17 protein-coding genes are annotated in these 15,396 nt (G+C 40.9%); 13 read left to right on the top strand and 4 right to left on the bottom strand.

What is annotated here, in order from left to right; translation table 11 throughout:
- Positions 1 to 207 precede the first annotated feature (207 nt).
- The 3 genes from IZT61_RS12905 (at position 208) to IZT61_RS12895 (ending at position 2,352) form a co-directional block, all read left to right on the top strand.
- Entirely contained in the window at positions 208 to 1,074 is an 867-nt protein-coding gene (locus tag IZT61_RS12905; protein ID WP_196097309.1) for a phosphodiester glycosidase family protein, read from the top strand.
- A gap of 58 nt (positions 1,075 to 1,132) precedes the next feature.
- The gene (locus IZT61_RS12900; RefSeq protein ID WP_196097308.1) at positions 1,133 to 2,056 is read left to right on the top strand and encodes a hypothetical protein; all 924 of its coding nucleotides are present in this window, start codon (positions 1,133 to 1,135) and stop codon (positions 2,054 to 2,056) included.
- Between the two features lie 104 nt (positions 2,057 to 2,160).
- Positions 2,161 to 2,352 carry a cold-shock protein gene (locus IZT61_RS12895; RefSeq protein ID WP_010599196.1) on the top strand — a complete coding sequence of 64 codons (192 nt, stop codon included), beginning with the start codon at positions 2,161 to 2,163 and terminating at the stop codon, positions 2,350 to 2,352.
- Between the two features lie 198 nt (positions 2,353 to 2,550).
- Here IZT61_RS12895 and IZT61_RS12890 read toward each other — a convergent pair whose 3' ends face one another.
- The 3 genes from IZT61_RS12890 to porX all read right to left on the bottom strand — a co-directional run bounded on the left by IZT61_RS12890 (position 2,551) and on the right by porX (position 5,511).
- On the bottom strand, positions 2,551 to 3,033 hold the full coding sequence (locus tag IZT61_RS12890; protein ID WP_196097307.1) for an anti-sigma factor family protein: 483 nt from the start codon (positions 3,031 to 3,033) through the stop codon (positions 2,551 to 2,553).
- Positions 3,030 to 3,611, bottom strand: coding sequence for an RNA polymerase sigma factor (locus IZT61_RS12885; protein ID WP_196097306.1), 582 nt, complete (start codon positions 3,609 to 3,611; stop codon positions 3,030 to 3,032). The genes IZT61_RS12890 and IZT61_RS12885 overlap by 4 nt, the downstream gene beginning before the upstream one ends.
- Positions 3,612 to 3,957: 346 nt before the next feature.
- Positions 3,958 to 5,511, bottom strand: a complete 1,554-nt coding sequence (gene porX, locus IZT61_RS12880) for a T9SS response regulator signal transducer PorX (RefSeq protein WP_196097305.1) — start codon at positions 5,509 to 5,511, stop codon at positions 3,958 to 3,960.
- Positions 5,512 to 5,622: 111 nt separating this feature from the next.
- On the opposite strand from porX, the gene IZT61_RS12875 reads away from it, so the two are divergent.
- The 10 genes from IZT61_RS12875 (at position 5,623) to IZT61_RS12830 (ending at position 14,460) form a co-directional block, all read left to right on the top strand.
- Positions 5,623 to 6,846 (top strand): HD domain-containing protein, encoded by a 1,224-nt coding sequence (locus IZT61_RS12875; protein ID WP_196097304.1) that lies wholly within the window; start codon positions 5,623 to 5,625, stop codon positions 6,844 to 6,846.
- Positions 6,847 to 6,966: 120 nt separating this feature from the next.
- Positions 6,967 to 8,043 (top strand): UDP-3-O-(3-hydroxymyristoyl)glucosamine N-acyltransferase, encoded by a 1,077-nt coding sequence (lpxD, locus tag IZT61_RS12870; protein WP_196097303.1) that lies wholly within the window; start codon positions 6,967 to 6,969, stop codon positions 8,041 to 8,043.
- Positions 8,033 to 9,445, top strand: a complete 1,413-nt coding sequence (locus tag IZT61_RS12865; RefSeq protein ID WP_196097302.1) for a bifunctional UDP-3-O-[3-hydroxymyristoyl] N-acetylglucosamine deacetylase/3-hydroxyacyl-ACP dehydratase — start codon at positions 8,033 to 8,035, stop codon at positions 9,443 to 9,445. The genes lpxD and IZT61_RS12865 overlap by 11 nt, the downstream gene beginning before the upstream one ends.
- Entirely contained in the window at positions 9,445 to 10,230 is a 786-nt protein-coding gene (gene lpxA / locus IZT61_RS12860) for an acyl-ACP--UDP-N-acetylglucosamine O-acyltransferase (protein ID WP_196097301.1), read from the top strand. Before IZT61_RS12865 ends, lpxA begins: the two co-directional genes overlap by 1 nt.
- A 239-nt stretch (positions 10,231 to 10,469) precedes the next feature.
- Positions 10,470 to 10,934 (top strand): GNAT family N-acetyltransferase, encoded by a 465-nt coding sequence (locus tag IZT61_RS12855; protein ID WP_196097300.1) that lies wholly within the window; start codon positions 10,470 to 10,472, stop codon positions 10,932 to 10,934.
- A 30-nt stretch (positions 10,935 to 10,964) separates the two neighbouring features.
- Positions 10,965 to 11,579, top strand: coding sequence for an ABC transporter ATP-binding protein (locus tag IZT61_RS12850; RefSeq protein ID WP_196097299.1), 615 nt, complete (start codon positions 10,965 to 10,967; stop codon positions 11,577 to 11,579).
- 463 nt (positions 11,580 to 12,042) lie between these two features.
- Positions 12,043 to 12,603 carry an elongation factor P gene (gene efp, locus IZT61_RS12845; protein ID WP_196097298.1) on the top strand — a complete coding sequence of 187 codons (561 nt, stop codon included), beginning with the start codon at positions 12,043 to 12,045 and terminating at the stop codon, positions 12,601 to 12,603.
- A gap of 118 nt (positions 12,604 to 12,721) precedes the next feature.
- On the top strand, positions 12,722 to 13,282 hold the full coding sequence (gene efp / locus IZT61_RS12840) for an elongation factor P (protein WP_196097297.1): 561 nt from the start codon (positions 12,722 to 12,724) through the stop codon (positions 13,280 to 13,282).
- 446 nt (positions 13,283 to 13,728) lie between these two features.
- Positions 13,729 to 14,289 carry a 5-formyltetrahydrofolate cyclo-ligase gene (locus tag IZT61_RS12835; RefSeq protein ID WP_196097296.1) on the top strand — a complete coding sequence of 187 codons (561 nt, stop codon included), beginning with the start codon at positions 13,729 to 13,731 and terminating at the stop codon, positions 14,287 to 14,289.
- A 12-nt stretch (positions 14,290 to 14,301) separates the two neighbouring features.
- Positions 14,302 to 14,460: a hypothetical protein gene (locus tag IZT61_RS12830; RefSeq protein WP_196097295.1), complete on the top strand. Its 159-nt coding sequence runs from the start codon at positions 14,302 to 14,304 to the stop codon at positions 14,458 to 14,460.
- 53 nt (positions 14,461 to 14,513) lie between these two features.
- Here the strand turns inward: IZT61_RS12830 and IZT61_RS12825 are convergent, their stop codons facing one another.
- On the bottom strand, positions 14,514 to 15,281 hold the full coding sequence (locus IZT61_RS12825) for an exodeoxyribonuclease III (RefSeq protein ID WP_196097294.1): 768 nt from the start codon (positions 15,279 to 15,281) through the stop codon (positions 14,514 to 14,516).
- Between the last annotated feature and the right edge of the window lie 115 nt (positions 15,282 to 15,396).

Genomic DNA, 15,396 nt, shown 5'->3' with positions numbered 1-15,396 from the left:
TGCGCGGGAAAGACGGCAAGAATATATAAACATTATTCGTATTGATTTTATGCCATAAATTAAAACTCAGGATCAAAATTCGTGCTGTCATTGGTAGATTAAACTTCAAAGAAATGACGGACAATCGTGTGGTGAACTTTGTATAAATGTTGATGGATTCAGGCAAACATTATCGCGTTTGCTAATTTTAAACAAAAAACTCATCCCATGTTCAAGAAATCCTTTTTTGCGGTAGTTTTTGCTGTTGCGTTTTTCAATGCTCATGCACAAAACACCGATTCGTTAACGGTTGCAAAAACAAAATGGCAAAAAACAAAAGTTGCCAGGCAAGTCACATTATATCGTCATCATTTCGATCAAAATAACCTGTTTGCTGCAAACGAAAACATCTCATTTGTTGAAGTAAAAAACCGTGGAAGGAAAGCTGTTTTCGCCATCGGCGCCGAAGAAAAGGAATTGATAAGCACCAGCGATTTTGGTCTGCGTGCTAACGCCATTGCTGCAATAAACGGCAATTTTTTCGATGTAAAAAACGGTGGATCGGTAGATTTTGTAAAGGTAAACGGAGCGGTGATTAACACCAACCGTTTGGAGAAAAACGGAGGTCGGGCAAGGCATCAGGAAGCGGCTGTAGTGATCGAAAATGGGAAGATTGCTATAAAAAAATGGGATGGCGCTGCCGACTGGGAAACCGCCTTGCCTGAGAAAGAGGTGTTATTAAACGGGCCCTTATTAACATTTAATGGCGCAGACGAAAAACTCGATACCGGCGCCTTTAACCGCTTACGCCACCCACGCACCTGTTTAGGCATTAAACCAAACGGCCGAGTTATTTTGTTAACAGTTGATGGAAGAAATGCAAATTCGGCCGGAATGAGTCTCTTCGAGCTTACTAAATTAATGCGTTGGTTGGGTTGTACAAGTGCCATCAATTTTGATGGCGGAGGATCTACAACGTTATGGGTAAACGGCATGCCCGATAATGGTGTAGTGAACTACCCAACAGATAACAAAAAATGGGATCACGCAGGTCAGCGCAAGGTGGCGAATGTGGTTTTAGTAAAGAAAAGGTAAAGCAGATCTAGCTCATTGTGCTTGTAATTTGCTTATTTTAGCACCATATTTTGTTGAAATGATAAAAAATGCAATCTATTTCCTCATTCTTGTGCTCTTGCTTTCTGCCTGTAAATCGAAAAACAAAAATAGAGACCCGGAGTTACGCGAATTCACTTTCGAACCAGTAAAAGGGATACGTTTTACCGAGGTTAAAAGGCGTTTTAGTAATGGCTACTCATTTAACAAGCAAGGTTTTATGCAAAAACCATCGTGGATAATTGAAGTTGCTGCCGAAGATACCATGTTGGCCTGGAGTCCTCAGAAGCATAAAATGCAAAAGTTTTACCTGCAATACGACCATGGAAATGTGTACAACTTTGCGGCTGAGTTCTTTAAGGTAAAGCACATTAGTAAAGACAGTATGGTTTTTCAACGGGTTCAGGTAGATGGTAAAGTGATTGCCAGTGATATCCGGTCGGATGTAAACATGACTTTTTATGCCAACGATTACATTAAACGGATTAACGCAAAAGCCGAAGATTTACAGAGGCCAACCAGGGCCGATACCGCCTTTATTGAGCGGCGGTGCGCTGAGGTTAACAAGAATGTCGACAGCGCTTTTGCGGCTACAGACCCTGTTGAGTTTATACCTAAAAGCAAAAATGATAAGGCCGAAAAAGTGAGCACGGTTGATAGGACAAACAACAGAACCGAAGCTTACGATTATATGTTTCCGCAATACATTATCAGAATTGGCAATGCCTATAAAGACTTTGCCTATCAGGTAGCGGCGGTGGTCGATTTTCAAGGCCGAATACACGTAAAAGCGGTTTATAACGTGCTGCCCGAAGATGCTGAAGGAAAGAAGAAAGTGGCGCAGGGAATAGCCGATATTTACATGAATAGCCGGTTTGATGTTGCCCCCGGAACAACGCTGGGAATTCCTCATAATAGCGAAATTACGCTGACTATGATTGGGAAGGCAAATAAAAACCCTTAATAATCTGGTGTTTACAAAATTTTAACGTTAAAATAATGTTAAAATTTATTTTGATTTTAAATATTAAAACTTATCTTGCACACTTAATTTTAATATTTAATACAATGCAAGAAGGCACAGTAAAATTCTTCAATGTAACTAAAGGTTTTGGCTTCATCATCCCTGCAAATGGCGATAGCGAAATTTTTGTTCATTCAACAGGTCTTATCGACGAAATCCGTGAAAACGACAAAGTACAGTACGAAGTTGCTAACGGTAAAAAAGGCTTAAACGCTGTTAATGTGAAAGTAATTTAATTAACTATCATATTTACAAGGAAGCCCCGAAAATATCGGGGCTTTTTTGGTTTTATATCTTTTTGTAAGGGATTTGGTCGTTCGTTACGCAAAATTTGCAACATATGCTGGGCTAGATTTGCAATCTCGACCGATCTAATACTGGATTTCAAATCCAGCGCTAATAAAGTTGGATTACAAATCCCAACTAGCTGCGAATTATTTGTGCATTGCTTTTTTCCTTAATAAATAATCCAAAAATACCAACCCGATAATCAAATCAACAAACAGAAACGTATATACAACCGTTGAAGTTAAATACTTACTGATGTCGACGCCAAATTTCAGGTTCCAGTTGAGGGCAGATATATCAATGCCCGAACTGTAAACCGCATAACCGAAAACCGCAAGTAGTGCGCCTATAAAAAAGGCTGCTATGCCATAAACAATTCGTGTATTTACCGTGGTTTTCAATGCTACCGGAGCCACTTCTGCCGCTACCCGCTCCATTACGTTTCTCGCAAACGACATCGACGGTTCATCGAGCTCCATCTCGCCAAAAGTAAGGTTTAGCGCCAGTAATTCTTCATATTGAAGCCTGATCGCGTTATCTGAATCAATTTTTTCTTCGATCGATCTGGCTTGTGCAGCGCTTAAATTGCCATCTATATAATCCCAAAGTTGTTCTTCTATCGTATTCATAGTAACTCCTTTACTTCATCTTTTAACAAAAATTGTAATTTCTCTTTAAGCCTTTGTCGGGCCCGGTGCAATTTTACCTTCACCGTGTTTGCCTCCATGTTCAGTGCGGCACCAATTTCCTCCAAACTTTGTTCGCCCTGGTAAAAGAGGGTTATAATTGTAGCGTCGTCTGGCATAAGCAAGTTAATGGCCTGCGCTAAAAACTTATTACGGTTGTGCTTTTCGTAACCATTCGCATTAAAGGCTGAGGTATGGTTTTCGAGCTGAACAAAAGTATCTTCATCATTCAAAGAAGCGGTATTTAAACGTTTTTTACGCAAAAAAGTCATTGCGGTGGTGTAGGTAATGGTGTAGAGCCATGTGCTAAATTTCGATGTTTGCTTAAACGTACCCAATGCTTTATACGCTTTAACAAAACAGTCTTGCGCAATCTCTTCGGCATCTTCTCTGTTTTTCGAAAACCTGAGCGCAAGGGTAAACACAAACCGCTGATGGCGCTTAACCAGCAAAGCATATTGAGCAGGGTTTCCGTTCAATACATCTTGGATCAGCGCTAAATCTTCAATTCCTTGCTCCATGTTTAGCTGTAAGACTACATTAAAGCGGGCGAGGTTACAGGGTAGATTTAATTATTTTGAGGGTCAACAATGATGTTCAAAAGAATGTATTCATCCGATGAATAATCGGCGCTTTGCAAATATTCATCGGATGAATAATGTGGTTATAAAAAATCCTGAATCAAGTTCAGGAACACGATCGTAATATTCATCCCATGAATAATTGGCGCTTTGCAAATTTTCATCGGATGAATAACGTGGTTATAAAAAATCCTGAATCAAGTTCAGGAAGACGATCGTTTATAATTCATCCGATGAATAATCGGCGCTTTGCAAATCTTCATCGGATGAATAGTGGTTAAAATCGTTACCTTGGCGAATAAGTAACCACCGGAATAATCATCTCTTCCAGCGAAATACCGCCATGTTGAAAGGTTTCGTTATAATAATTTACAAACTGATTGTAGTTATTCGGGTAAACAAAGTAACTATCTTCGCGGGCAAAAATGTAGCTGCTACTAATGTTTATTTTGGGCAGCATGGCATCATGTGGGTTCTTGATCAGGAAAACGTCTTTTGCATTAAAATTAAGGTTTCTTCCCTGTTTGTACCTCAAATTGGTATTGGTAGCTCTATCGCCGATTACCTTTACCGGCTTTTTAACTCTGATCGTTCCGTGGTCGGTGGTGATGATTACTTTAACCTGTTTCTGCGAAATCTTCTTCAACAAATCCCAAAGTGGTGAGTGCTCAAACCACGATAACGTTAACGAACGATAAGCGGCATCATCATTAGCGAGTTCACGAATCATCTGCATATCCGTTCGGGCATGGCTTAACATATCAACAAAGTTGAATACAATGGCATTAAAATCGTTTTGCAACAAAGTGTGGGTCTGATCGACCAAGTCCTTGCCCTGCTCAAAAGTCAAAATCTTATTGTAACTAAACTTACAATCTTTTCTTAAGCTGCGTTTAATATTATCGGCCAGAAAAGCCTCCTCGTGCATGTTTTTTCCGCCCTCATCATCGTCGTTCTGCCAAAGCTGCGGAAACCTTTTTTCCATATCCAAAGGCATTAACCCCGAAAATATGGAGTTACGGGCATATTGGGTGGCTGTTGGAAGAATACTGGTGTACATATCTTCCTCGTCGATTCTGAAAAACTCCGAAATCAAAGGATTGATGATTTTCCATTGATCGTAGCGAAGGTTATCAATCAAGATAAAGAACACCGGCGTGGTATCGTTAATATAAGGAAACGCTTTTTTCTTCAGCAGTTCATTTGATAACAAGGGCGCTGTTTCCTTATTTTTGATCCAATCCAGGTAATTTTCTTCTATAAATTTTGAGAATTGCGTATTCGCTTCTTGCTTTTGCATGGTTAAAATCTCATGCATTTGAGGGTCGTCTAATTTTTCGAGCTCCAACTCCCAAAAAACGATCTTTTTGTAAACATCGATCCATTCCTCATAATTTAGCCGATCACTTAAAGTCATGCCCAACCGGCGGAAATCCTGTTGGTAAGCCATCGAAGTTTTCTCGCTCACCAAACGCTTATTGTCTATCAGTTTTTTAATCGTTAGCAGCACCTGTTTGGGGTTTACCGGCTTAATCAGGTAATCATCAATCTTGCTACCAATGGCATCTTCCATCAGGTTTTCTTCCTCACTTTTCGTAATCAGCACCACCGGAACATCGGGGTTAAGGTTTTTAATCGCAGAGAGCGTTTCAATGCCACTCATTCCCGGCATATTTTCATCCAGAAAAACCAGGTCGAAATGGGCTTTTCCAAACGCTTCCAACGCATCGTTACCGTTGGTAAACGTGGTTACCGCGTAACCTTTATCATTTAGTAAAAGTATATGAGGTTTTAACAGGTCGATTTCATCATCGGCCCATAATATTTTAGTTTCTTGCATGTTTTTGTAAAAAATAGGTATGTAGTGCCTTTTATTTTGGCGGGTAAATCAAAGTATAAATAAAAATAGCAATTTTTGTACCGTATCTATCTATTTAACTATTTTTAACTATTGAACAAGAAGAAAATAATCAATGATCCCGTTTACGGTTTCATCAGCATACCTTCGGCGTTAATCTACGATGTAATTTCTCATCCGTATTTTCAGCGATTGCGGTACATTAAGCAGCTTGGGATGACGCATTTGGTCTATCCCGGCGCTTTGCACACCCGTTTTCACCATGCCCTGGGCGCCATGCATTTAATGGGCCTGGCCATAGAGATACTGAGAAGCAAGGGCACCAGTATTACAAAAGGTGAAGAGGAAGCGGCAATACTGGCTATTTTACTGCACGATATTGGGCACGGGCCATTTTCGCATGCCTTAGAACATTCGCTCGTAACGGGCATCATGCACGAGGATATTTCGATGAAGTTGATGCAGGAACTTAATGCGCATTTCGACGGACAGCTTACTCATGCCATAGAGATTTTCAACGGAACCTATCCGAAACGGTTTTTGCATCAACTCATTTCCGGTCAGTTGGATTTAGATAGGATGGATTACTTGAATCGCGACAGCTTTTTTACGGGGGTAAGCGAGGGCGTAATCAGTTTCGACCGGATTATCAAGATGTTTAACGTTTTTGATGACGACCTTGTTATTGAGGAGAAGGGGATTTACTCGATAGAAAAGTTTTTAATTGCCCGCAGGCTGATGTATTGGCAGGTTTATTTGCATAAAACCGTAATTGCGGGCGAAATGATATTGGTGAAACTGCTCGAAAGGGCCAAGGAGTTATCGGCAGCGGGCGAAAATTTATTTGCGCCGCCATCGCTGAATTATTTCCTCAAAAACGATATCAATGAAGAGGATTTCTTTCTTCAACAAGCGCACCTTACCCATTTTACCAACCTCGATGATCAGGATATTTACACCGCGGTAAAAGTTTGGGCAAGCCATTCTGATAAGATCTTATCTACGTTATGCCAAATGCTGACATCGAGAAACCTCTACAAAGTGGAGATGAGTAACGAAATGGCACCAGCCGATCGGGTCGAATTTTTGCAGGACGCAGCAGTGAACTTATTGGGCATAAAACCAGCAAATGTGCATTATTTTGTGTTTACAAGTGCCATTCAAAACCGGGCCTACAATGCAGGTGTGGGGAACATTAAGATTTTGATGAAAAATAACGATATTGTCGATATTGCAAAAGCATCAGATTTATCCAACTTAGAGTCTTTACAAAAAACTGTTGAGAAGTATATCCTCTGTTATCCGAGGGGTATTTAAGTGGTTTTAACAAAATATTTGACTTTTACTGCCGTTTTAAGTCTTACTATTGTGTAATATACATCATTTAACCTGAACAGGTTTTTTTGTTCATATCAATTTAACATATACCTTTGTACAATGCAATTTACTGCAAAGCAGATAAGCGAGTTTTTAGACGGTTCCATTGATGGCAACCCAGATGTAGCCGTATCAGAACTTTCTAAAATAGAAGATGGTAAGGAGGGCTCGCTTTCTTTTCTTTCTAACCCTAAATACGAAAACTTTTTATATTCAACCCGGGCATCGGTTGTTATTGTTTCGAGGAGCTTTGCGCCAACACAGCCATATACAAGCACATTAATTCGGGTAGATAATCCGTACAGTTCATTTACCATACTTTTAGATAAATATAACGAGGCAATAAATGCGCAGGCCGCCCAATCGGGGGTAGATAAGCTTGCTTTTGTACATCCAACTGCGAAGATTGGCAAAAATGTTTTTATCGATGCTTTCTCGTACATCGCCGAAAACGTGGTTATTGGCGATGGTTGCAAAATTAATTCGCAAACTTTTATTGGTGCTAATTCCAAAATCGGCGATAACTGCACTTTTTTTCCGGGCGTTAAAATCTATCACAATTCAGTTATCGGCAACAAGGTAACCATACATGCAAATACCGTAATTGGAAGTGATGGATTTGGTTTTGCGCCGCAAAAAGATGGTACTTATAATAAAATTCCGCAGATCGGAAATGTGATTATCGAGGATGACGTTGAAATTGGAGCCAATACCACTGTAGATAGGGCAACAATGGGCTCAACGATTGTTAGAAAAGGAGCGAAAATCGATAACCTCATTCAAATTGCCCACAATGTGGAAATTGGCGAGAACACAGTTCTTGCCGCTCAGTCGGGCATTTCAGGAAGTACTAAAGTGGGCGCAAATAGTGTGGTTGGCGGTCAGGTTGGTATAGCCGGTCATTTAACCCTCGCAAAAGGAACCCAAATTGGCGCTCAGGCCGGAATAAACTTCAACATTACCGAAGAAAACAAGCAATGGCACGGTAGCCCCGCACAACCGTTGCGCAACTGGATGCGTGCCTCAGTCATTTTTAAACATCTGCCTGATGTAGAAAAGAGAATTAACCTTTTAGAACAAGAATTGAAAAAGCTTACAGCTGAACTGGAAAAGAACACAATACACAATGAACGTTAGACAAAGAACGATTAAAAAAGAGATATCTGCATCGGGTGTTGGTTTACACACAGGTGCTAATGTTACCTTAACTTTTTGCCCTGCACCAGAAAATCACGGGTTTAAATTCCAACGCATCGACTTGGAAGGCAACCCGATTATCGACGCTGATGCAGATAACGTAACCGACACCTCCCGCGGTACAACCATTACCCAAAATGGTGCCAGTGTGAGCACTGTTGAGCATGTAATGGCATCGTTGGTAGGTATGGATCTTGATAACGTGCTTATAAAGCTTGACGGGCCTGAAACGCCTATTATGGATGGAAGCTCCATTCAATTTATTGATTTATTGGAAGAAGCAGGAACTATTGAGCAAAATGCCGATCGTGAATACTTTACCATTCCCCATAATATTACTTATACAGAGGCCGACAGAAAGGTGGAGATTGTGGCGATGCCATTGGATGACTATCGCTTCACTTGTATGATCGATTATAACTCTCCGGTTTTGGGGAGCCAGCATGCTGGCATAAACACCATTGCTGAGTTTAAAAAGGAAATTGCTTCTTGCCGTACATTCTGCTTTTTGCACGAGCTCGAGTATCAGCTATCGCACAACCTAATTAAAGGTGGCGATTTAAATAATGCCATTGTAATTGTAGATAAAGAGGTTACCAAAGATGAATTAGGTCATTTGGCCAAACTTTTCAACCGTAAAGATATAGATGTAGCGCCGCAAGGCATATTGAACAATATGGAGCTACGTTACCAAAATGAGCCTGCACGACACAAATTGCTTGATATGATTGGCGATTTGGCGTTGGTAGGTATGCATTTAAAAGGCCACATTATGGCAGCAAGACCGGGCCACGCAGCTAATGTAGCCTTTGCCAAAAAAATTAAGGCCGCCATTAAAAAAGAGAAAAACAAGAAAATACAAAAAGTGTACGATCCGAGCGCTAAGCCATTATACGATGTTGTTCAAATTATGGACATTTTGCCGCACCGTCAGCCATTTTTATTTGTTGATAAAATTTTGGAGCTTTCTAAAAACCATGTTGTGGGCGTTAAAAACGTAACCATGAACGAGGAGTTTTTTAAGGGCCATTTTCCGGGCACGCCAGTTTTTCCGGGTGTAATCCAAATTGAGGCCATGGCCCAGGTGGGTGGCATTTTGGTGTTAAGCACCGTTCCAGATCCAAGCAACTACCTTACTTATTTCTTAAAAATAGATAATGTTCGCTTTAGGGCGCAGGTACTTCCCGGCGATACAATCGTTTTCCGTTGCGACTTGCTCGAGCCTATTAGAAGAGGTATTGCTCAAATGAAAGGCGTAGGTATGGTTGGCGAAAAAATCGTTGTAGAAGCCGAAATGATGGCCCAGATCTCTAAAGTTAAACAAACCGAACCCGCTCAATAATGATACAACCGTTAGCATATATACATCCCCAGGCAAAAATTGCCGAAAACGTGGTAATTGAGCCCTTTGTAGTGATACATAAAGACGTTGTTATTGGCGAGGGAACCTGGATTGGCTCGAACGTTACCATTATGGATGGTGCCCGTATCGGTAAAAACTGCCGTATTTTTCCAGGTGCAGTCATTTCTGGCGAACCACAAGATTTAAAATACGCTGGTGAGGTTACAACTGCTGAAATTGGCGATAACACCACCATTCGCGAATGTGTAACCGTTAATCGCGGTACAAAAGATAAATGGAAAACCGTTATTGGCAGCAATTGCTTAATTCAGGCCTACTCGCACATTGCGCACGATTGCGAAGTGGGCGATAATTGCATTTTTTCTAACAGCACCACTTTGGCGGGCCACATTACCATTGGTAACAACGTAGTTTTGGCCGGTTTGGTGGCCATTCACCAATTTGTAAAAGTTGGCTCGTACGCGTTTGTAACAGGCGGCTCATTGGTACGTAAAGATGTTCCGCCCTATGTAAAGGCGGCCCGCGAACCACTTTCGTATGCTGGAATCAACTCTGTTGGCTTGCGTAGGAGAGGCTTTACCAATGAGCAAATCGATGAAATTCAAGAAATTTATCGTGTGCTTTTTGTAAAACATAACAATGTAACCAAGGCGCTCGACATCATAGAAGCTGAATTTAAGCCAACGGAAATCCGCGACGAAATTGTAGATTTTATCCGCAACTCAAATCGTGGCGTGATGAAAGGCTTCGGCATGGGGAGTTAGGCTGAAGAAAGTCCGAAGTCGGGAGTCGGGAGTCCTGAGAAAAAAAACCGACAGGAGCGTACACGTTTGGAGCAAGTAGCACTTCTATTAAGCTAAGCTTGTCAGCTGTCAGTCTGAGCGGAAGTCGAAGACTTTACTCGTCGTAGCGTCTCTCTAGGACAATATAAGGAGCATTTTAGTAATTTGATAGGCACAAGCGAGACGCTTGCGCCAGATAAGGCTGGTAAAAATAGGAACTCATGAACGACATCGTGTTGATAAAAACCAATTCAGACAATACTGATTTTAGGCAGCTGGTTATTCTGTTGGATAAGTACCTGGCGGTTACTGACGGCGACGAACATGCATTTTACGATCAATTTAATAAAGTTGACGCCATAAAAGAGGTGATAGTTGCGTATAAAAATGAAACTCCGGTTGGCTGCGGCGCAATAAAACCCTTCTCAGACACCACGGCCGAGGTTAAACGCATGTTTGTTCACCCTGATTTCCGAAAACAAGGTATTGCCGCGAAGCTGCTGACTGAGTTGGAGCAGTGGGCCGCCGCTTTAGGTTTTTCTGAGTGCATTTTGGAAACAGGAAAAAGACAGACAGAGGCAATCGCCTTTTATCGAAAAATGAGTTACAAAGTAATCCCAAATTATGGTCAATACATTGGTATTGATAACAGTGTTTGTATGGCCAAGTCTTTGGCTTCGTCTTGATACTTTATACTCATCCCTCGATACTACAAAATGAAGATAGCTTTAAATAATGTCGGTCGGCGATTTAACAAAGAATGGATTTTCAGGGGTATAAGCGCTGAGTTTGTATCTGGAGACAGCTATGCTATTTTGGGGCCAAACGGCTCGGGGAAATCAACATTATTGAGCGTTTTAACCGGGAGCCTGAGCCCATCCGAGGGCGATATTACTTTCTCAAATACCAAAGAAATCGCTATAGAGGATGTTTACAAGCACATTAGTTTAGCCGCCCCCTATTTAGAACTGGTAGAAACCTTTACTTTAAAAGAAATTATTAATTTCCATTTTAAGTTCAAAGATTTTGCGGCAGGAGTTGATGAAAAGTCATTGATTGGCATTTTGGGATTAGAGAAGTCGGCCAATAAAGAAATTAAATATTTTTCTTCGGGAATGAAACAAAGAACCAAACTAGCTTTGGCCTGCTGTTCCAACTCACCAATTTTATTTTTAGATGAACCAACAAGTAATTTAGACGTTCAGGGTGTAAATTGGTATCGCGAACTGATTGAAAATTTCACCAAAGATCGATTGACAATTATTGGATCGAACCAGATCCAGGAATATGAATTTTGCGGAAATTTTATGCAAATAACTGATTTCAAATAATTTAACTGCATATTCGTCGCCCGAACGATCGTCTTATTTGTCATACATTTGTATTATTGAAATTTTTTTGAAAAAAAGTTTTGTAATTGGTTAATTGTTCTTACCTTTGCACCACCAAAAAGAGAAGAAAATATTTGATTCGGCTCTTGAAGTAAAGTGATTATTCTCCGCACAGCGGAACAAAATATAAAGCCCTAAAAAGGCGAAAAATTTTTTCATAGTTTAGTTTGAGGTTTAGGTTGATTATGCCTTTGGAGTGGTTCCCAAAGGCATTTCTTTTATACGAGGGTTTTTACGTCGAAAGGTCGTCATTGCGAGGCACGAAGCAATCTCTCTAGCAAATTAGATTGCTTCGTGCCTCGCAATGACGAAGCGGTCAAAATGAATTCATTCACAAACTTTCCAAATCAAAACTGATTTTTTTAACTTTGGTGTTCCAAAAATAAATAGACTTTAATTAAAAATGGCAAAGGCATCAGAAGTAAAGACCGGTAATGTGCTTCGTTTTAACGGAGAGTTAGTTAGCGTAGAAGAGTATATCCACCGTACGCCAGGCAATTTAAGGGCTTTTTATCAGGCTCGCATGCGCAACGTAAAAACGGGCAAAATTGTTGAATATCGTTTCCGTACAGATGAAGAAGTTACAATCTGTCGCGTTGAAACTAACGATTACCAATACTTATACGAAGATGGCGATTACCTGGTGGTGATGGACAACAATACATTTGAGCAATACAATATCCCAAAACTGCTTTTCGGTAGCGCGATTAAGTTTTTGAAAGAAGGTATGAACGTAACCATTGCCTTTGAAAGCGATGAACCGATTGTTGCACAATTGCCCAACAGCGTTGAACTGGAAATAACGTATACCGAACCTGCCGTTAAGGGCGATACATCGACCAGTGCCCAAAAATACGCAACTGTAGAAACAGGTGCCGAAATCAGGGTTCCACTGTTTATTAATCAAGGCGATAAGGTTAAGGTAGACACTAAAACCGGCGACTATATGGAGCGTGTAAAATAGCTCAAAGCACCTTACAACCTACAACTTATGCCTTAAACTGATATAGGTTTTTATTAAAATAATTTTACCTTTGATCCACCAAAAACTGAAATAAAAAATCCCAATAGGATAAAACAATATGGCAAAAGCATCAGAAATTAAAACCGGTAACATTCTACGTGTGAACAACGAGTTGGTTACTGTTGACGAGTGGAACCACCGTACACCGGGTAAGGGCGGCGCATTTTACACGGGTAAGTTTCGCAACATTAAGACAGGCAGAATTGTTGAGGCTCGTATGAATACCGACGAAGCTGTTGAGATATGCCGTGTAGAAACCAACGATTATCAGTATCTGTACGAAGATGGTGATTATCTGGTAGTGATGGATAACAATACTTACGAGCAATATAATGTAGAAAAATCGTTATTTGGCTCTGCGATCAAATTTTTAAAAGAAGGTATGAGCGTTATCGTGTCGATGGAAAGTGATGAGGCGATTATGGGCCAGTTGCCAAACTTTGCCGAGTTCGAAATTACCTATTCTGAACCAGCGGTTAAAGGCGATACCTCTACAAATGCACTAAAAGCGGCAACGTTAGAAAACGGCGTTGAAGTAAAAGTGCCAATGTTTGTAAACCAGGGCGATAAAATTAAGGTTGATACACGTACCGGCGAATATGTTGAGCGTGTGAAATAAATTTATTTTTTAAAACAAGCCCTTGAATTGATTTTCAGGGGTTTTTTTGTGCACTAATTTCCCGCCGAAAGGCGGATTTATACGGAAAAGAAAGCAATTACGAGCGGTCGTTGTCCTCAAAGGTTAAGTTTAGAAAACAAAAATTGATGACTGGTTCTTTCGACTAATCGTCATTTCGACCGAAGCGGAGAAATCTCAGGACTTTTCATCGAAACTGGTTCAAAGATTTCTCCGTTCCGCTATGCTACGGTCGAAAGGACGGGCGAGATGTGAAGCGGTCGTCATTGCCCCAAAGGGGCTACTTTGTAGCGAGGCACGGCCTTTCCCCATTTTTCGGAAAAGCAATCTCTTTTTGTAAGCCAGATTGCCTCAGTTCGCACAAGCCCGCTCTGCTAATCTCAAAAACAAGCTGTAACCCTAATTGTTATTTTACTTAACTTGTCCTTATGTTAAAATCAGAGATCAGAAAACACGCTTCAACAGACAGATTGGCAATCGGGGAAGATGAATATAGCCAACTGAACAAAGGATTGCTGGATCAATTTACGATGCTGGATTTTGAGGGCATAAACACAATCCACCTGTTTTTGCCGATAGCAGAAAAAAGAGAGCCGAATACTTTCCTGATTATCGAATGGCTAGCAGAAAATCATCCTGATATTAAGATCATTGTTCCGAAGGCCGATTTTAATACTGCTTTAATGACACATCACGAATACTTGGGCATAAATGATCTCCAAAAAAACCTTTACAACATCCTCGAGCCCCAAAAAGGAAACCTGCATAGCGGGGAAGTAGATATGGTTTTAATTCCGTTGCTGTCTTTTGATAAGCAAGGCTACCGCGTGGGTTATGGCAAAGGCTTCTACGATCGCTTTCTACAAAATTTAAATGCTCAGAAAATTGGCCTATCTTTGTCGCCTGCAATTGAGAAGATCGACGATGTGAATACTCACGATATCCGTTTAGACCTTTGCATTACCCCAGCAGCAACCATTACATTTTAAGCGCAGCAAATCATGGCACAAGAAATCGTTATTAAAACCGAAAAGCAATATGAAGACAACATGATTGCCGTGTTTGAACTGCAGGAAAAGGAAGAGCCCACTGCCGATGATTTAAAACAGATTGAACTAATGCTTAAGGCCGGAGAAAAGTACGAAGCAGAGCATTTGTAGCGCATTTTCTTGTTAATCAATTCATGAAATTAACCGCTTAACACTTAACCGAACTACTCAATCTCCAACAAAACAGGGCAGTGATCTGAGTGAATGGCATCGGGCAATATTCTCAAGTTTTTTAATCGGCTTTCCATGGGCCGCGTGGCCAGATGGTAATCAATGCGCCAACCCAGGTTTTTACCTCTTGCACCCGCACGGTAGCTCCACCAGGTATAGTGATGTGAGTCTTTGTTAAAATGACGAAAGGCATCTATAAAGCCATTATCCAAAAAGAGCTGCATCCATTCGCGTTCCTCCGGTAAAAAGCCCGACGATTTGGCGTTCGATTTCGGGTTGTGAATGTCGATCGATGTATGGCAGATGTTGTAATCGCCACTAACAATTAAATTAGGGATTTCTTTGCGTAATTCACCGATGTAGCCATCAAAAAACCGCATGAACTCATACTTTTTAAGCTGTCGTTCATCGCCGCTCGAGCCCGATGGCATGTACAGGCTCATTAGCGAAAAGTCGTCGAAATCGGCCCGCAATATTCTTCCCTCCTTATCAATCCATTCTTCGCCACAACCATATTCAACATGGTTTGGTTTAACTTTCGTTAAAATGGCAACGCCGCTATAGCCTTTTTTCTCGGCAGGAAACCAATAATGGTGATAACCCAGTTGCTCAATTAACGCAATTATTTCAGCAATTTGCGAGGGCATTGCTTTTACTTCCTGCAGGCAAACCATCTCTGCGTTTGTTGCCTGTAACCAGCCGAAAAAGTTTTTGGTACTTGCCGCACGAATGCCGTTAACGTTATACGAGATGATTTTCATAGTGTTCTCCAGCCTCAGTAATTTGCATTATGGGCATGCTTGTTAATGCTGCAAATTTAGAAAATAATCAATGTGGTTTATCGTTTTCTTCAAACCGACTGCGGTGCTAAGCGGA

The sequence above is a fragment of the Pedobacter endophyticus genome (assembly GCF_015679185.1).
Lineage (GTDB): Bacteria > Bacteroidota > Bacteroidia > Sphingobacteriales > Sphingobacteriaceae > Pedobacter > Pedobacter endophyticus.
The sequence above is the reverse complement of the archived record's forward strand: the minus strand, read 5'-3'. Positions and strand labels throughout refer to the sequence as shown.